Here is a 17,574-nt window from a genome sequence, read left to right on the forward strand (position 1 = left end):
CCTACTACAGCTTCGGCGGCTGGAAGAACAGCCTCTTCGGCGACACCCACGCCCACGGCACCGAAGGCATCCACTTCTTCACCCGCGGCAAAGCCATCACCAGCCGCTGGCTCGACCCCAGCCACGGCGGCATCAACCTCGGATTCCCCGAAAACAGCTGACACCCCCACGTGCGCGCGAATGTATAGCCCGCTATACATTCGCGCGCACGAGGCGTAGCCCTGGGGAGTAAGTTCGGTGAGTCGGCGGCATACACCGAACTCCGAGCCCTAGGGTAGTTCGCGATGAGAACGATTTTCCGGGCGGCAGCGGCCCTGACTGCTACGGCGCTGCTGTTCGCAGGCGGCGGACCGGCACTCGCTCAATCTCCGGTCCAGCCTCCGAACGAGACGACCACCACGCCGTTCACGACGCCGAACACCGACGACTGCCCGTACGCGGCGTCGCCTCCCCCGGCGATCGATCTGTCCGAAGTCCCCGCACCCGGCGATCCGACACCGGAGCCCCTTCCGGTTCCCGCGGAGGCAGTCGGCGGTGACGCTCTGGCCGCGTGCGGCACGATCACTCCCGACGGTGCAGGTCCGCTACCGGCCGACATCTCGGCGACCGGCTGGGTTCTGTCCGATCTCGACACCGGCGACGTCGTTGCCGCCAAGGATCCGCACGGACGCTATCGACCGGCGAGCACCATCAAGATCCTGCTCGCATTGGTCGCTCTCGACGAGCTCGACCCGAACACGACGATCGTCGCCTCCGCCGACGACGCCAATGCGGAGGGCAGCGCTGTCGGCATCGGAAAGAACGGCGTCTACACAAACTTCCAATTGATGCAGGGACTCGTCATGGCGTCGGGCAACGACGCGGCGCACGCTCTCGCTGCACAGATGGGCGGCGACGCGGCAACCGTCGCCAAGATGAACGCGAAAGCGAAAGAACTGGGCGCCCTCGATACGCGCACCGCGACGCCGTCAGGCCTGGACGGGCCCGGAATGTCCAGTTCTGCATACGATCTCGCCTTGTTCTTCCGGGAAGCGATGCGGAACCCGATGTTCGCGCAACTGATCTCGACGGAGACGGTCGAATTTCCTGGCTTTCCCAAGGACCCGACGATTCCCGACGATCAGGATCGCCCCGGCTTCACGTTATCCAACGACAACCAACTGCTCTACAACTACGAGGGAGCGCTGGGAGGGAAGACCGGCTACACCGACGACGCACGTCAGACGTTCGTCGGAGGCGCGGAACGCGGTGGCCGACGGCTCGCGGTCACGATCATGAAGGGCGACGTCCTGCCGATCCGCCCGTGGGAGCAGGCTGCTCGGCTTCTCGATTACGGATTCGCGACGGCTCCCGGCACCAGCGTCGGTGAGCTGGTCGACGCTAATTCGGTGGGCGCCGTGAGCAGTACGCGTCCGACGCCGCAGAGCCCGACCCTGGCTGCCCCACCTGACAACGCCACCCAGCGAGCCACCGCGGCGGACGACGGTGGCAGTGACACGACTGCGCTCCGCATCGGAATCGGCGTGGTCGGAGGCATCGTCGTCCTCGCCCTTTTGATCGGTGCGCGCCGACTCAATCGCCGACCGTGACGTTCAGCGTCGTCGGCCAAGGAACCCTCCCAGACCCACGACGGCAAGCGCACCCGCGCCGACCAGAGCGAGTCCGCCCTTGACCGTCGGTCCGTTGTTGACCTCGAGACGCGGTGCGATCACGGCCGAATCCGGCGGCGGAACGAACGCCAACGCCAACGCCTCCCGGGTCGTGGCCGCGAACGCGGTGGCGAACAGGATGAACCGCGACGTCGTGAAGACGAACACGAGCAGACCGATGATCGGGCCGAACACCACTCCCGCGGGACCGGACGTCACCGACGCGAGGTAGATGGCCGCGATCTGTTTGAAGATTTCGAATCCGACGGCTGCCAACAGGCCGCCCTTCAGGGCGCTGCGGAACGGAACGGGCTCGCGGGGCAGCCGCGAGATGACCCAGGTGAACACCAACCACGACGCAACGATGGCCAGAACCACCGACACGATTCGAAGGAAGACCCCGACGCCGGGCGCATTGTCGAGGTTGACGAGTTCGAGGATGCCACGCATGACGCCGCTGCCGTTCAGCGCCGACAGTCCCAACGACACCGCCGACGCGAGACCGAGCCCGAGCAGTGCAGCGAAGTCGCGCAGCTTGGTCGACAAGAATCCGCCCTGCTCGTGCGTCGACTCCCACATCGCGGTCAATGCGGCGCGCAGGTTGGCCACCCAGCCGAGTCCCGCGTACAGCGCACCGAGCAGACCGATGATGCCGACGCTGGTGCGCGACTCGATGGCCGTGTCGACGAGCGAATTGACCGTGTCGCCGAGGCTTCCCGGAATGTTGTCGGTGATCTGCTTGCGAATCTCGTCGAGCCACTCGGGATGGCCGACCAGCACGAAGCCGGCGACGGCGAACGCCACCATCAGTAGCGGGAACAATGCCAGGACGCTGAAATACGTCATCCCGGCGGCGTAGTAATCGCCCTTCTGAGACTGATAGCGCGACGCAGCACGCACCGTGTGGTCGAACCACGGCCACTTCGCACGACGCTCCGCAAGGATCGCTTGGAAGTCGGGAACGACAATCACCCTCTCGCTGTCAGGCCCTCACTGCCAACGAGCCCGCTGTCAGGAGAGCGGAGCCAGGAACCCCACCCGGTCGTACACCTGCGCCAACGTGCGTGACGCTACCTCTCGGGCCCGATCCGCACCGTCGGCGAGGATCTTGTCCAGTTCGGCAATATCGGACATATACCCGTCGACCCTAGCCTTAAGCGGCGTCACGAACTCGGTCAACACGTCCGCGGTGTCGGACTTGAGGTCGCCGTAACCCTTGCCGGCGTACCCCGCGACGAGCTCGTCGATCGTGCGATCCGACAGCGCAGACTGAATGACCAGAAGATTGCTGACGCCCGGCTTGGCAACCGGATCGAAGACGATGTCGCGTTCGTTGTCGGTGACCGCCGACCGCAACTTCTTCGCCGTCACCTTCGGATCGTCGAGGAGGTTGACGATGCCCGCCGGGTTGGACCCCGACTTGCTCATCTTCGCGGTGGGCTCCTGCAGGTCGAAGATCTTCGCGGTGCCCTTGATGATGTGCGCCTCGGGCACGAGGAACGTCTTCTTGAACCGAGTGTTGAAGCGCTGCGCCAGGTCACGCGTCAGTTCGAGGTGCTGACGCTGATCCTCGCCGACGGGCACGAGGTTGGGGCGGTAGAGCAGGATGTCGGCAGCCTGCAGGATCGGATACGTGAACAGACCGACGGTCGTCTGATCACGACCCTGCTTGACCGACTTGTCCTTGAACTGCGTCATCCGCCCTGCTTCACCGAAACCGGTGAGGCAGTTGAGGACCCACGCGAGCTGAGCATGTTCGGGAACCTGGCTCTGCACGAACAACGTCGAACGCGACGGATCGATGCCGACGGCCAGCAATTGCGCCGCCGCGATGCGGGTGCGCTGACGCAGGGCCTTGGGATCCTGCGGAACGGTGATGGCGTGCAGATCCGGGATGAAGTAGAACGCGTCGTAGTCTTCCTGCAACGCCACCCACTGACGCACGGCACCCAGGTAGTTGCCGAGGTGGAACGAGTCCGCCGTCGGCTGGATGCCGGACAGGACGCGCTGACGCGGTCCCTGTGGAGTGTCGGATTGTGCGGGAGAAGACATGGTCACGATCTTTTCACGTCCCGGCAAGCCGATTCTCAGCGGTACCGAACGGTGACGGGCGCATGATCGGACCACCGCTGGTCGTACGCGTCGGCACGTTCGGTGACGGCTTCCTTCGCACGTTCGGCGAGCGCGCGCGTCGCAAACTGGTAGTCGATGCGCCAGCCTGCGTCGTTGTCGAACGCCTTGCCGCGGTACGACCACCAGCTGTACGGCCCTTCGACGTCGGGGAGCAGCTGACGCACGACGTCGGTCCAGTGCGCGCCGTCCGCCAGCAGCGCAGAGACCCATTCGCGCTCCTCCGGGAGGAACCCGGAATTCTTACGGTTGGTCTTCCACGCCTTCAGGTCGTTCTCGGTGTGCGCGATGTTCCAGTCCCCACAGACGACGATGTCACGATCGGCCGACGTGGCTGCCGACGCCGCCGCGTCGAGATACGTGGCGAACGCCGCCATGAACCGTTCCTTCTCCTCCTGACGCTCGGTACCGACCTCGCCCGAGGGGAGATACAGACTCGCGACGGTGACGTCGTCGAAATCGGCTTCGATGTAGCGCCCGGACTCTGCGAACTCGGCAGCATTCGCATCGGCACCGATACCGACTCGGACGGAATCCGGTGCGGTGCGCGACAGGATCGCGACACCGTTGCGCCCCTTGGCCGACGGCTCGGCCGATGCCAGATGCCACCCGGCGTCGAGCGCCGGAGCCAGGGCCTTCGTGAGCTCGCCGTCGTTCGCGCGTGTTTCCTGCAGACAGATCACGTCTGCGTCGGTGGTCTCGAGCCACGGCAACATTCCCTTGCGGGCAGCAGCGCGGATTCCGTTGACATTGACAGTGGAAACGGTGAACGGGGAGTCAGTCACGTCCCGCACCGTAGCGGAGACCACCGACAGACCGGCAATCGCGAACGTCGTCCAGACGTCGATCCCGTCGGCTTTCCCTGTGAAAGACCCTCACCGTATCGACGGGCATGGAAGAACCGGGCGCCCGTCCAGAACGGTGCGCGCACGGGAGTCGGCGACGTTCCATTCGTTCCAACGTCGAGGCTCGACGCGCGGCAGGACGCAACTGCGGTACGGCTCGGGCAGACGATCGAGTTCGCCCGCCGCGTCGGTGGACAGACCGGCGAGGTAGCGCGTGTCGATCTTGCCGGTCTCTTCGAACCGGTCGACGTTGTGCCGAGCGATGTACGCGTCGGGGTTCAGCAGCGCCAACCCGAGGACGGCCGCGACGACGGCGACACCCACGGCGCGTGGCAGCCAGCGGCCCGACATGGACACACCCGCGATCAGCACCAGAACGAACACGACACCCAGCAGTAACTCGACCGCGGTGACGAACAGCCGCAACGTGGTGTAGCCGTACTGCTCCTCGTACAGCGACATCCGGTGCAATGCGGAGGCAACGACGACGAGCGACAGCAGACACAGCGCACCGAGAAGTACCCGCAACACGACGCGATCGCGTCGAGTCTCGCGCGACGCCTTCCGAACGGTGACTGCCAGAACCAGCAGCGTCAGTCCCGTCACGGTGAGCAGCTGCCAGAAGCCCTGTCTGGCGTACTCGGCGTTGGTCAATCCGTCGGTGACGAGCACGTGCTCTTGTCCCCCGAACAACGTAGCCGCCTGTACCGCGACGAACACACAGAACACGGCGACGAGCGCGCCGAGAGGAATTGCCCACTCCCACAGCCGAACACGCGAGCGCGGTTCGCGGGCGAAAACATCGAACCGTGGCGGATGTCCGACGACGTACGCAGCCGTCAGCGCAGCGAGCGTCACGAGTACGAACAGCACGACTCGCGCGACGACGACGTCGGATCGCCACCGTGGTGTCACGGCGTCGACCGCCCGCGCGAACACCGGGTCCGCTCCGGCGAACAAGGTCACGAACACGACGACGAGCACAGCCGTCGTCGCGAGAACTGCCACGACCCGACCTGCACGTAGCTCGCCGGCCCGCACGTCTCTGGCACCTCGCGAGCACCACCGGTACAGCCGCGCCGGCACGAAGAGCGGTACGAGCGCGCCGAGTGCGAGACCGATCCACGTACGCCCGCGGCACGCGACGGCGCCTGCGACGATCACGGCCAGCCACAGCGACAGCGTCACCAGCCACTCGGACGTCCGGAACGACGCGACCGAGACGAGCGCGAGTACTGCCGCTGCTCCGGCAACGCCCCACGCGGTCGGACGACGTCGCGCTGCGACGAGCACGACGCCGGTGACGGCTACGGCCGTGAGCTGATAGCCGATGCCTGGGGCGCCCAAGAGAATTGCCCCTGCGACACCCGCGGCGATTGCCGCCAGCAGCACACGGGGCGACGCCGCGCGATAGGCCCGCCTGGGCCAGACGCGCGGGGGCCACAACGATTCCATGGGTGCACGGGTGACAGCTTTCGGTTCGACGTCGACGATCACGGCACGACCTTTCTGTTTCGGGCACGACGAGATGAACGCAGGAGCCCTGCGTCGGATTCGGAGAACTGTTGGCGTATAGAGAGATTCAGGCGTGTGGGACGGTGACGCGAATGCGGCACCCAGGACTGTGGTCGAGAACCTCGATCGTCCCGCCGTGCAGTTCCGTAGCCCATCGAGCGATAGCGAGCCCGAGACCGGTGCTGCCGTCGGTTGCGCCACCCCGGGTGAATCGGTCGAACACCGAAAGTCGTTCCTCGGGTGCGATTCCGGGGCCGGCGTCGGCAACCTCGAGGTGCAGCCCGGCTGACGTCGCGCGTGCGGACACCGTCACCTCCGACCCTGCCGGTGCGTGCCGGACCGCGTTCTCGACGAGATTGGTGACAACCTGCGTCAGCCTGGATCTGTCGGCCGTCACGGTCAGGTCAGCAGGATCGACATCGGCACGTACACAGGCATATTCGACGGTCACCTCGTCGAGAAAGGAGCCGACGGCGAAGGACTCGGGGCGCAGCGGCAGCACTCCCCCTTCGAGCCGAGACAGGTCCAACAGCTCGGTCACCAGATCGCCGAGCCGCTCGGTCTGCCGCAGCGCGAGCTCCAACGACGTTCGGTCGGGCACGGTGACGCCGTCGACCATGTTCTCCAGCACGGCTCGCAAAGCGGCGATCGGTGTCTTGAGTTCGTGCGAGACGTTGCCGATCAGTTCTCGTCGATACGTATCGGCAGCTTCGAGATCGTGGGACATGGTGTTGAACGCCGCCGCGAGCTGTCCGACCTCGTCGCGTGACGTGGCACGCACCCGCGTCGAATAGTCCCCGCGGGCCATGGCTTTCGCGGCCGACGTCATCTCACGCAACGGCGACGTCATGCCGTGCGCCAGCACCTGCACCGCAACCAACGACATGACCAGCGCCGCCACGAGGGCATACCTGAACTGCCATCCCGCGCCGATCCAGAACACGACGCTGGCGACGACCAACACGACGCCGACGATCAGCGAGACCTTGAGTTTGAACGAGGTCAGTGCGTCGAGCGGCCGCGGAATAGTGCGCGTCATCGCGGCACGTCCAACGCATACCCGACGCCGTGGACGGTTCGGATCATGTCGCCACCGATCTTGCGACGCAACGCTTTGACGTGACTGTCGACGGTTCGGCTGCTGGCGGAATCTCCCCAACCCCACAGTTCGGCGAGCAACGTCTCGCGGGTCACGGCCGCACCCGGACGATGGGACAGAAACGCAAGAATGTCGAATTCGGTACGCGTCAAATGTATTTCGTCGCTCCCATGGCACACGCGCCGAGCCTGGTGGTCGATTCGAATGGGGCCGAACGACAGAGCCGTCGCCGACGCGTTTCGGTTCGCGCGACGCACGAGTGCGTGAACCCGAGCGACGAGTTCTCGCATGCTGAACGGTTTGGACAGGTAGTCGTCGGCGCCGACACCGAGCCCGACGAGCATGTCGGTCTCGTCGGACTTCGCGGTGAGCATCAGCACCGGTACGGGACGGTCGGCCTGAATACGCCTGCACACCTCGAGCCCGTCGAACCCCGGAAGCATGACGTCGAGAACCACCACGTCGGGATCGACGCGCGCACATACCTGCACGGCCGACGGCCCGTCCGCGGCCGTCACGACGTCGAAGCCCTCGCCGCGCAGGCGTGCCGCGAGCGCGTCGGAGATCGTCGGTTCGTCGTCGACGACGAGCACGGTGCGGTTCATGTTCACGACACTAGAGGGCCGTCATGGAGGAGTTCGGCAGGAAATGTGGAGGTTCCGTGAAGATCGACACCACGCGATTCGTTAGGGTCGGCTACCCTTAGCCGTCATTCATCCTCCGAAAGGGACCTCGATGGTCGAATTCCCCCGTTCGTTCCAGATCGCCACCGTTGCCTTCGCGGCTGCGCTGGTGCTGTCCGCGTGCTCGACCCCGTCCGACGACGGTGAAGCCGACGCGACGGCCGCCGGCAACGGCGCCTTCCCGGTCACCGTCGAGCACGCGTTCGGTGACACGACGGTCGCCGCCGAGCCGACGCGCGTCGTCGTCGCCGGGTACACCGAGCAGGACACGGTGCTCGCCCTCGGCGTGACACCAGTCGCCGTCACCGAGTGGTACGGCGAACAGCCCTATGCGACGTGGCCGTGGGCGCAGGAAGCACTGGGCGACGCGACGCCCGAGGTCCTCAGTGCCGACGACGGCTTCCAGTACGAACGCATCGTCGCCCTGGACCCGGACCTGATCATCGCAACCAACGCCGGACTCGACCGCGACAGCTACGACAAACTGTCCGAGATCGCACCGACGATCGCGCACTCGGGCCAGTACACGCAGTACTTCGAACCGTGGGACGTTCAGGCTCGCAACATCGGCAAGGCGCTGGGCAAGGCGAACGAGGTCGACCAGCAGATCGACGCCGTCGAGCAGAAGTTCGAGGCCGCCAGGGCCGAGCACCCCGAGTTCGTGGGAACCAAGGCGATCTTCCTGCAGAACGCGTTCTACGACGGCGCAGCCATCGCGTACCAGAACGGACTCAGCACGGACTTCCTGACGGACCTCGGGTTCGTCGTCCCGTCGGAGATCGATCGATACGCACCACCGGAAGGCGGCGGTCAGGCCGCCATCCCGCTGGAGAACCTGTCGGTGCTCGACACCGCGGACGTGCTGCTGTGGGGAACCGAGAAGCCGGAGGATCGCACCGCGCTGGAGCAGGAGCCCGTGTACCGAAACCTCGATGCCGTCGAGGAGGACAAGTTGGTCTTCACCGACGGCATCACAGCGGGGGCGATCTACTTCACGTCGTTGCTGAGCTTGCCGTACGTGGTCGACAAGTTGACGCCCGCATTCGCGAGCACGCTTGCCGGGGACGGCGCGGCCACGACCAGCAGTTAGCCCCGCGGGCGACGCTAAGCAGCTGCGGAACCATCCGCGCGCACAGCCTTGGCGTCGTCACGGCGCTGCATCCACATCGCGGTGGCGAGGACGCCGAGTCCGGCCACCGCGAGGATCGCACCCGCAGCGGCGGGCGCGGTGTACCCGAACCCGGCCGCGATGACCGCGCCGCCGAGCGCGGCACCGATGGCGTTCGCGAGATTGAACGCAGCGTGGTTCAGCGACGCCGCCAACGTCTGAGCATCGTCGGCGACATCCATCAGCCGAGTCTGCAGACCCGGGATGACCGAGGAACCCGACGCACCGATGAGGAACAACAGAACGAGCGCGGTGACCGAGTTGTGCGAGGCGATCACGAACAGCGCGAGGAACACGGCCATGGCAGAAATCGAGACGAACGTACCGCGCAGTTGCAGCTTGTCCGCGATCCAACCGCCGAAGTAGTTTCCGGCGATCATGCCGAGTCCGTAGATCATCAGTGCTACCGGGACGAGCCCCTTGGCCAGGCCCGAGACGTCGGTGAGCGTCGACGCGATGTACGTGTACACCGCGAACATTCCACCGAATCCGACCATGCCGACGAGCAGTGTCATCCAGACCTGGACGCGCCGGAGTGCACCCAACTCGGTGATCGGGTTCGTCGTCGGCATTCCGTCCAGACGCGGCATCCACATGATCAGCGCCGTGACCGTGAGCGCACCGATGACGGCGACGACGGCGAAAGCACTGCGCCATCCGAGGCTCTGGCCGAGCCACGTCGCCGCGGGCACGCCGACGACGTTCGCGATGGACAGTCCCATCATGACCATGGCTACGGCTTTCGCGCGCTTGCCGGGCTCCGCGAGATGCGCGGCCACGAGCGCGGCGATACCGAAGTACGCGCCGTGCGGGAGTCCGGCGACGAACCGCGATGCGACCAACTCGTGGAAGCTCGGCGCGAACACCGTGCCGAGGTTGCCGAGCGTGAACGCGGCCATCAGCAGGATGAGCAGAAGCCTTCGCGGAACACGTGCGGCCAGCGTGGCGATCGCAGGAGCTCCGACGACGACACCCAACGCGTACGCAGAGATCATGTGGCCGGCGGACGGCTCGGAAATTCCCATCGACGACGCGACGTCCGGCAGCAGACCCATCGATGCGAACTCGGTGGTTCCGATGCCGAAACCGCCGATCGACAACGCCACCATCGCGAGCCGTCTACTCGTGGAGTGCGGCCGCTTCTCGGTACTCAGGCCGTGAGACACCTTCGAACGCACGGCGCCGACATTCTTGGCGAGGGCGGAATCGGTGACAGACACAGCAGAACGACCTTGTCTCGAGAGGGGGAACGGAAGCATGAAGAAGGGACGGACCCTGGAGGGAACGTCCCTGCGATCCATTGTCGTCCCGCACGCAACGGATTTTCTTCCTGATCGGCGGTGATTGTGCTCACGAGACACTTATCCGCAGGTCACAGTGCACGATTTCGGAGTTCCGACGTCGCTATTCCTCCCGCCCGGGCGCACCGCTAGGATTCCAGCAGGTCATGAGCGCCAGCATCGAGCCCCGGCTTGCTGGCCGGCAACCCTCCAACCGCGGTGGGGTGCTCCGGGTGAAGACCTGGTTACTCGGTTGCAGAACGCAACCGAAGAACAAGCGCGGGTCCGCAGGACGGTCTCAGGCCGACTCGGCGGGCCCACTGACCGGGCACGACTGGCCAGACGGGCACGACTGGACCGCGAAGGCCCCCGAGGAGGTTTGCATGTGTTGTTGTCTCGATAGGCCCCGCCCGGCCCTCGCATGCGAGTGCCGTTTCGAATTCTGCACATCCTTCGAAGACGGAGTATTCACGACATGACCGAGAACAACCCCGACGTAGTCGACGCCGCAGGCGCCCCGATCGAGGATCCGACCGCGTCCTGGAGTTTCGAGACCAAGCAGATTCACGTCGGCCAGAGCGCCGACGGAGTCACCCGTGCGCGTGCTCTGCCGATCTACCAGACCACGTCGTACACGTTCGAGAACACCGACCACGCCGCCGCACTGTTCGGACTCGCCGAACCCGGCAACATCTACACCCGCATCATGAATCCGACGCAGGACGCCGTCGAGCAGCGCATCGCCGCGCTCGAAGGTGGCGTCGCCGCACTGCTGCTGTCGTCGGGACAGGCCGCCGAAACGCTCGCCATTCTCAACCTCGCCGAGGCAGGCGACCACATCGTCTCCAGTCCGCGACTGTACGGCGGCACGTACAACCTCTTCCACTACACACTGCCCAAGCTCGGCATCGAGGTCTCCTTCGTCGAGAACCCCGACGACCTCGAACAGTGGAAGGCCGCGATCAAGCCGAACACCAAGGCCTTCTACGGCGAGACCATCTCGAACCCGAAGAACGACATCTTCGACATTCCCGGTGTCGCCGAGGTTGCACACGCCAGCGGGATTCCGCTGATCGTCGACAACACGGTCGCCACCCCGTACCTCATCCAGCCGTTGACGTTGGGCGCCGACATCGTCGTGCACTCGGCGACGAAGTACCTGGGAGGCCACGGAACCGCGATCGCAGGCGTCATCGTCGACGGCGGCACGTTCGACTGGACGCAGGGCCGTCACCCGAATTTCACGACGCCCGATCCGAGCTACCACGGCGTCGTGTTCGCCGAACTCGGTGCGCCTGCCTACGCGCTCAAGGCTCGTGTGCAGCTGCTCCGCGACATCGGCGCGGCCGTGTCCCCGTTCAACGCCTTCCTCATCAGCCAGGGACTCGAAACGCTCAGCCTGCGTATCGAGCGCCACGTCGAGAACGCGCAGAAGGTCGCCGCGTTCCTCGAAGCACGCGAGGACGTCTCCAGCGTCGGCTATGCGGGTCTTCCGTCCTCACCGTGGTACGAGCGAGGACAGAAGCTGGCACCCAAGGGACAGGGCGCGATCGTGTCGTTCGAACTGACCGGCGGCGTGGACGCGGGCAAGAAGTTCGTCGACGCGCTGAGCCTCCACAGCCATGTCGCTAACATCGGGGACGTGCGTTCACTAGTCATCCATCCCGCGTCGACCACTCATTCGCAGTTGACTCCGGAGGAGCAGCTCGCCTCCGGCGTCACTCCCGGCCTGGTCAGGCTCGCAGTGGGCATCGAGGGAATCGACGACATTCTCGCCGATCTCGAACGCGGTTTCGCAGCGGCGGCGTCTTGACCATCAGCTCCGTGCACGACGCCCTGTCGGCCGCAGGATTTCCTGCGGCCGACGGGCGGCTCGGCCATGTCGACATAGGTGACCTCGAACTCGAAAGCGGCGCGACGCTGCGCGGTGTGACGATCGGGCTGCAGCGGTGGGGCACCATCTCGCCCGCTCGCGACAACGTGGTGCTCGTCGAGCACGCGCTGACCGGTGATTCGCACGTGTCCGGCCCTCCCGACGACGCCCACGCGCTGGCGGGGTGGTGGGACGGAATGATCGGCCCCGGCGCACCCGTCGACACCGACGAGTGGTGCGTCGTCGCCACCAATGTTCTCGGTGGGTGCGGCGGCACGACGGGTCCGTCGTCGATCGCACCGGACGGCAAGCCCTACGGCAGCCGATTCCCGGAGATCTCCATCCGCGATCAGGTCGCCGCCGAAGCTGCACTCGCGGATGCCCTGGGCATCGAGCGTTTCGCTGCCGTCGTCGGCGGCTCGATGGGCGGGATGCGCACGCTCGAATGGATCGTCGAATACCCCGAACGTGTTGCCGCCGCGCTGGTTCTGGCCGTCGGCGCTCGCGCGACGGCAGATCAGATCGGCACCCAGACCACACAGATCGCGGCCATCATGTCCGATCCCGACTGGCAGGGTGGTGACTACTACGGCACCGGCAAGGCTCCGCTCACCGGCCTCGGCATCGCACGCCGGATCGCCCACCTGACGTACCGCACGGAGAGCGAGCTCGATCTACGCTTCTCGAATTCGCCTCAGGCGGAAGAGGATCCGTGGAACGGCGGTCGCTACGCGATCGAAAGTTACCTCCAGCACCAGGCCACGAAGCTGGTCGGCCGTTTCGACGCGGGAACCTACGTGCTGCTCAGCGAGGCGATGAACCGCCACGACATCGGCCGTGGCCGCGGCGGAGTCGAAGCCGCGCTGGCTCGCGCGACCGTGCCGACGATCGTCGGCGGTGTCGACTCCGACCGGCTCTACCCGCTGCGCCAGCAGAAGGAGATCGCACGGGGACTGCCGAACTGCAGCGGCCTCGAAGTAATCCAGTCACGCGACGGCCACGACGGCTTCCTCACGGAGGCAGGAGCCGTGGCGAAACTGCTCGGCGAGACGATGGACCAGGCACGACAGAACCGCAGCGCCGACAACTGAGCGGCGGGCGGTCAGTCGGTGCCCAGAGGATCGATGGAGGCGGAGAGAAACACGATGGCTCCGCCCACCAACGCCAGTGCGGCGACGTCGAATCCGCGGCTGCGCACCTGAAGCAAGCCGACGCGGTTCTCCGGTAGACACAGGCGGAAGCCCGCCGCCAGGATGGTCGCCACACCGAGGACGAACGCGCCGCGCCGCCACCGGTCCGCGAGGACCAGCGCCAGCGCGGCGAGGATGACGAGCAGCACCACCAGCAACGGAAGGTTCTTGCGGATCCGCTCGCCCATCGGATCAGACCGCCGCGGTCGTCGCGTGCATCTGCTCGGCCCGTTCGACGACATTGGCCAGCAGGAACGCACGCGTCAGCGGTCCGACGCCACCCGGGTTGGGAGACAGGAAGCCCGCCACCTCGGCGACATCGGCGGCGACGTCGCCGCGCAGTCCCTCGTCCGTGCGTGTGACGCCGACGTCGAGAACGGCTGCACCGGGCTTGACCATGTCGGCGGTGACGATCCCCGGGACACCCGCGGCTGCGATGACGATGTCGGCACGACGAACCTCGGCGGCCAGATCCTTGGTCCCGGTGTGGCACAGAGTCACCGTCGAATTCTCGGATTTGCGAGTCAGCAGCAGGCCGATCGGGCGACCGACCGTGACACCGCGACCGATCACGACGGCGTGCGCGCCGTTCAGCTCGACGTCGCAGCGACGCAGCAGGTGCACGATGCCGCGCGGGGTGCACGGAAGCGCCGCTTCCTTGCCCAGCACGAGGCGTCCCAGGTTGATGGGGTGCAGGCCGTCGGCGTCCTTCGACGGATCGATGCGCTCGAGCGCTGCGTTCTCGTCGAGGTGCTTCGGCAGCGGCAACTGCACGATGTAGCCGGTGCACTCGGGGTTCGCGTTCAGCTCGTCGATGACGGCTTCGAGATCTGCCTGCGAGATGTCGGCCGGAAGGTCGCGGCGGATCGACGTGATGCCGACCTTCGCGCAGTCGCTGTGCTTGCCGCGCACGTAGGCGGCCGAGCCCGGGTCGTCGCCCACCAGAACGGTGGCCAACCCGGGCACGACGCCGCGCTCACGCAGAGCCGTCACACGCTGGGTCAGGTCGACGAAGATCTCGTCGCGGGTCGCCTTGCCGTCAAGAATTCTCGCAGTCACGGCTGCCATTGTTCCAGGCGACGCCGAACCCGTGTAGTCAACCCTCGACGGACAATCCGTGCGCCTGGGCGTACGCGACGGCCTGCGTCAACTCGATGCGCGCGCTTGTCACGACGGCGGCGACCCACAGGTTCGCGTCGACCCGCGCGCCTCGGAGGTCTGCCTCCTGCAGTTTCGCGCCCGTGGCCCGAGCGCCGGACAGGTCGGCCGACCGCAGGACGGCCTTGCGCAGATCGGTGTTGACGAGATTGGCCTCGGCCAAGCGACAACCCGTCAGGTCCATGCCGCGCATGTCCGCTCCCCCGAGCCCGACGAGCGTGAAATCGACCTCGTCGAACGTCGACGGGCGCATCCGCGAATCGACGAACGTCGACCCGATCAGCGTCGAATTGCGAAACGCACTGTGCTGCAAGTTCGTTCGAGTGAACGTGCACGACCGGAAAGCGGTGTTCACGTGGACCGACTCGGTCATGTCCGTCCCGGTGAAGTCGCATTCGGTGAACACCACCGACGACGTCTTCACGCCGCTGAGGTCGGCATCGCGGAACGTGCACGAGACGTACTGCCGGTCCGTCCACTGCTGCTGGTCGAGTCGCGCGTCGGAGAAGTCCTCGCCGATGATCTGTTCGCCGTCCACCTGCTCCATCCTTGCGGTCCCGCTAGTGGCAGAGTGAACCGGGTGTTTCGACTCATGTTCTTCGAGCCCCGCATCCCACAGAACACCGGCAACGCGATCCGCCTGGTGGCCGGGACCGGGTGCGAACTGCACCTCGTGGAGCCCCTCGGCTTCGACATGTCCGAGCCGAAGCTCAAACGCGCAGGCCTCGACTACCACGACCTCGCGTCGGTCACCGTGCACGAGAACCTCGCCGCCGCCTGGGATGCATTGGCACCCGAACGCGTCTACGCCTACACCGCACATACGACGCGTTTCCACACCGACGTCGCGTACCAACCCGGGGACGTACTGCTGTTCGGGCCGGAACCGACGGGACTTCCCGACGAGGTACTGGACGATCCCCGAGTCACCGACAAGCTACGCATTCCCATGATCGCCGGCCGCCGATCGCTCAACCTCGCCAACTCTGCGGCGGTCGTCATGTACGAGGCGTGGAGGCAACACGGGTTCGACGGCGCGGTCTAGGTATCAGGTGTCGCTCGGGTCCGGTTCGGGCTCGGTCGCAGGCTCCGTGTCCGACGTCTTCCTCGCGGTCCCTCGAATCGCCCGGACGACCCCGTAGACGACCCCGGCCGCGATCGCGAGCGCCCCGATCCACGGGATCGCGCGTCCCAGCGCGACGACGCCGTCGGCCATCGCGTCCAGCAGCGAATGCCAACCCGCGACGAGACCGTCCCAGAACGAATCGGGTCCAGGAGACGGCGTCGCATCGTCGGTGGTGAATTGGATTGTGATGGTGGACAAATCGACTTGGTCCGCAAGGTAGTTCTTCTGTGACGTGAGACTGTCCAGTTCGCCCTGCCTGCTCGACAGCGCGGACTCCGCTTCGATCAGATCCGCAGTGGTGGTCGCGCCGGCAATCAGCCCCTTCAGCCGATCGACGGACGCCTGCAGCGCACCGATGCGCGCATCGAGGTCCTGGTACTGCATGGTGACGTCGTCGCGCGAAACACTGACGGACGTCACCTTCCCGAGCCCCTCGATGCGGTCGAGGGTGCCGGTCAATTCGTCGGCAGGGATACGTGCGGTGATGGAACTGCTCGCCGTCGAATTGTCCGTCGCGGGATTCTCGGACCGATTGTCGACGCGTCCGCCCACCTCTTCGACGACGGACGTCGCGTCCCGTGCCGCTGCGATCGGATCGACCGCGGTGATGTAAACCTGGCCCGTCACAACCTCTTTGCGCTCCGACGAGTCCGGCGAACCGGGCGCCTGATCCCGCGCCGCGGTTCCCGATTCGGGCGCAAGCGCCACGCCCGGTTGCGAATAGGACTCTTCGGGCGCCGGGGCTCCGGAGGTCCCGTCCGATCCACTGCATCCCACGACGAGAAACAACGATCCGACCAGGGCGGCAACCAGGCTGCGCGTCATCCCAGGATGGTAGATCAGCGTGGCCCATCGGCGGGGAGTACCGAATCGTTACAGCCATAGGGATATCTCACTGATGACCTGAGCGCGGAACCGGGGTACGGTGTCCCGCACCGACCCATTTCGTTTCGTGAAGGAGCCTCCTGTTGTTCTCCGCTTCCACCGTTTTTTCTTCGCTCCGTCGCACGTCTCAGGAGAGCTCTTCAGCTCGGTTCGGTAGTCGAATCTCGCGCACGGCAGCACTTTTCGCTGTCGGTGGTTCAGTCGCCGCAGCCGGTTTCCTCGGAGCAGGCACCGCAGCTGCTGCTCCGGTGAGCTGTGTGTCGCCTCCCGCCGCCAACGACATTCGAGTCGACGGCACCGCCAGCTGCGGCGCGACATCCACCGGCCCCGGCATCGCGAACGCAGGCGCCGCAGAGAGCGGCACCGCGGTCAGCGTCACCGACGGTCCGGGCGCAACCACCACCTACGCCAACGGATTCGGAACGGCGCTCGGTGCATCGAAGAACGCGGGCACCGCCTACGCATGGGCTCTCGGCGGAGGCATCGCGCACTCCTGGGCCGACGAGGGCGCGACGACGGTCGCCGTCGCGGGCTGGGGCTCGGGGGCGACAGCAGAAGCTGCAGGCGTCGACTGCGTCGGACCGCTGTCGATGGCTCTGAACCTGAAGACCGGACAGTTCTGCATGCTCGGAAACTGACTTATTTTCTCGGGCGTCGAATCCCGTCACCGCCTTCGGTGACGGGATTCGCTGTTTCTACGACCTTGGGTAGTACCTGAGGCCACGCCGGTTTAGGATTGACGCACTCGCGTCGTCAGGAGGATCAGTGACTGCCCTAGCGCCTAGGCCGACTCCCGCTGTGGAAGCGGCACGGCCGTTTCCGCCGCGGATGGGACCGAAGGGTTCATTCATTCACAAGGCGGTGACGACGACTGATCCCAAGGTGTTGGGGATCATGTACATCGCGACGTCGATCGCGTTCTTCTTGGTCGGCGGGTTGATGGCGTTGTTGATGCGCGCCGAGTTGGCTGTGC

The 17,574-nt window shown here is 65.9% G+C and carries 17 protein-coding genes, 2 pseudogenes and 1 riboswitch; of the genes and pseudogenes, 8 read left to right on the plus strand and 11 right to left on the minus strand.

The window, feature by feature from the left end; translation table 11 throughout:
• Together DK926_RS27180 and DK926_RS25910 are read left to right on the plus strand one after the other, a co-directional pair.
• A pseudogene (locus DK926_RS27180) lies at positions 1–161 on the plus strand (methylmalonate-semialdehyde dehydrogenase (CoA acylating)); the annotation flags it as partial.
• A gap of 123 nt (positions 162–284) precedes the next feature.
• Positions 285–1,589: a D-alanyl-D-alanine carboxypeptidase family protein gene (locus tag DK926_RS25910; RefSeq protein WP_114332785.1), complete on the plus strand. Its 1,305-nt coding sequence runs from the start codon at positions 285–287 to the stop codon at positions 1,587–1,589.
• A gap of 3 nt (positions 1,590–1,592) precedes the next feature.
• On the opposite strand, the gene yhjD is transcribed toward DK926_RS25910, so the two are convergent.
• The 6 genes from yhjD to DK926_RS25940 form a co-directional block, all read right to left on the minus strand.
• Positions 1,593–2,621, minus strand: coding sequence for an inner membrane protein YhjD (gene yhjD, locus DK926_RS25915; RefSeq protein WP_114332786.1), 1,029 nt, complete (start codon positions 2,619–2,621; stop codon positions 1,593–1,595).
• A 39-nt stretch (positions 2,622–2,660) separates the two neighbouring features.
• Positions 2,661–3,701 carry a tryptophan--tRNA ligase gene (gene trpS, locus DK926_RS25920; RefSeq protein WP_068429100.1) on the minus strand — a complete coding sequence of 347 codons (1,041 nt, stop codon included), beginning with the start codon at positions 3,699–3,701 and terminating at the stop codon, positions 2,661–2,663.
• Positions 3,702–3,736: 35 nt separating this feature from the next.
• Entirely contained in the window at positions 3,737–4,564 is an 828-nt protein-coding gene (locus tag DK926_RS25925; protein WP_279387108.1) for an exodeoxyribonuclease III, read from the minus strand.
• A 90-nt stretch (positions 4,565–4,654) separates the two neighbouring features.
• Complete coding sequence (locus tag DK926_RS25930) at positions 4,655–6,121, minus strand: DUF4173 domain-containing protein (RefSeq protein ID WP_243637031.1); 1,467 nt, start codon at positions 6,119–6,121, stop codon at positions 4,655–4,657.
• 85 nt (positions 6,122–6,206) lie between these two features.
• Positions 6,207–7,178: a HAMP domain-containing sensor histidine kinase gene (locus tag DK926_RS25935; protein WP_114332787.1), complete on the minus strand. Its 972-nt coding sequence runs from the start codon at positions 7,176–7,178 to the stop codon at positions 6,207–6,209.
• Complete coding sequence (locus tag DK926_RS25940) at positions 7,175–7,843, minus strand: response regulator transcription factor (protein WP_114332797.1); 669 nt, start codon at positions 7,841–7,843, stop codon at positions 7,175–7,177. The genes DK926_RS25935 and DK926_RS25940 overlap by 4 nt, the downstream gene beginning before the upstream one ends.
• A 130-nt stretch (positions 7,844–7,973) precedes the next feature.
• Here DK926_RS25940 and DK926_RS25945 point away from each other — a divergent pair, with 130 nt between their 5' ends.
• Complete coding sequence (locus tag DK926_RS25945; protein WP_114332788.1) at positions 7,974–9,011, plus strand: ABC transporter substrate-binding protein; 1,038 nt, start codon at positions 7,974–7,976, stop codon at positions 9,009–9,011.
• 14 nt (positions 9,012–9,025) lie between these two features.
• On the opposite strand, the gene DK926_RS25950 is transcribed toward DK926_RS25945, so the two are convergent.
• Positions 9,026–10,309, minus strand: coding sequence for an MFS transporter (locus tag DK926_RS25950; RefSeq protein WP_243637032.1), 1,284 nt, complete (start codon positions 10,307–10,309; stop codon positions 9,026–9,028).
• A 223-nt stretch (positions 10,310–10,532) separates the two neighbouring features.
• Positions 10,533–10,655, plus strand: a riboswitch (SAM riboswitch).
• A 189-nt stretch (positions 10,656–10,844) separates the two neighbouring features.
• Here DK926_RS25950 and DK926_RS25955 point away from each other — a divergent pair.
• Both DK926_RS25955 and DK926_RS25960 read left to right on the plus strand, forming a co-directional pair.
• Complete coding sequence (locus tag DK926_RS25955; protein ID WP_114332789.1) at positions 10,845–12,182, plus strand: bifunctional o-acetylhomoserine/o-acetylserine sulfhydrylase; 1,338 nt, start codon at positions 10,845–10,847, stop codon at positions 12,180–12,182.
• Entirely contained in the window at positions 12,179–13,333 is a 1,155-nt protein-coding gene (locus DK926_RS25960; RefSeq protein WP_114332790.1) for a homoserine O-acetyltransferase, read from the plus strand. Before DK926_RS25955 ends, DK926_RS25960 begins: the two co-directional genes overlap by 4 nt.
• 11 nt (positions 13,334–13,344) lie before the next feature.
• Here the strand turns inward: DK926_RS25960 and DK926_RS25965 are convergent, their stop codons facing one another.
• Genes DK926_RS25965 through DK926_RS25975 form a run of 3 tightly spaced genes read right to left on the minus strand, consistent with a single transcriptional unit; the run spans position 13,345 to position 15,137 of the window.
• Positions 13,345–13,620 carry a DUF3017 domain-containing protein gene (locus tag DK926_RS25965; protein WP_068428339.1) on the minus strand — a complete coding sequence of 92 codons (276 nt, stop codon included), beginning with the start codon at positions 13,618–13,620 and terminating at the stop codon, positions 13,345–13,347.
• 4 nt (positions 13,621–13,624) lie between these two features.
• Positions 13,625–14,491 carry a bifunctional methylenetetrahydrofolate dehydrogenase/methenyltetrahydrofolate cyclohydrolase gene (locus DK926_RS25970; RefSeq protein WP_207890924.1) on the minus strand — a complete coding sequence of 289 codons (867 nt, stop codon included), beginning with the start codon at positions 14,489–14,491 and terminating at the stop codon, positions 13,625–13,627.
• Positions 14,492–14,528: 37 nt separating this feature from the next.
• Positions 14,529–15,137, minus strand: coding sequence for a pentapeptide repeat-containing protein (locus tag DK926_RS25975; RefSeq protein WP_114332792.1), 609 nt, complete (start codon positions 15,135–15,137; stop codon positions 14,529–14,531).
• A gap of 33 nt (positions 15,138–15,170) precedes the next feature.
• Between DK926_RS25975 and DK926_RS25980 the strand changes: the two genes are divergently transcribed.
• On the plus strand, positions 15,171–15,635 hold the full coding sequence (locus DK926_RS25980; RefSeq protein ID WP_207890925.1) for a tRNA (cytidine(34)-2'-O)-methyltransferase: 465 nt from the start codon (positions 15,171–15,173) through the stop codon (positions 15,633–15,635).
• 3 nt (positions 15,636–15,638) lie between these two features.
• Here DK926_RS25980 and DK926_RS25985 read toward each other — a convergent pair whose 3' ends face one another.
• Positions 15,639–16,541, minus strand: coding sequence for a DUF4349 domain-containing protein (locus DK926_RS25985; protein ID WP_114332794.1), 903 nt, complete (start codon positions 16,539–16,541; stop codon positions 15,639–15,641).
• 221 nt (positions 16,542–16,762) lie between these two features.
• On the opposite strand from DK926_RS25985, the gene DK926_RS25990 reads away from it, so the two are divergent.
• Together DK926_RS25990 and DK926_RS27185 are read left to right on the plus strand one after the other, a co-directional pair.
• Positions 16,763–17,239, plus strand: a complete 477-nt coding sequence (locus DK926_RS25990) for a DUF6764 family protein (protein WP_068429117.1) — start codon at positions 16,763–16,765, stop codon at positions 17,237–17,239.
• 127 nt (positions 17,240–17,366) lie between these two features.
• Positions 17,367–17,574 (plus strand): annotated as a pseudogene (locus DK926_RS27185) (cytochrome ubiquinol oxidase subunit I); the annotation flags it as partial.

The sequence above is a fragment of the Rhodococcus sp. Eu-32 genome, assembly GCF_003336925.1.
In the GTDB taxonomy this organism is placed as follows: Bacteria; Actinomycetota; Actinomycetes; order Mycobacteriales; family Mycobacteriaceae; genus Rhodococcoides; species Rhodococcoides kyotonensis_B.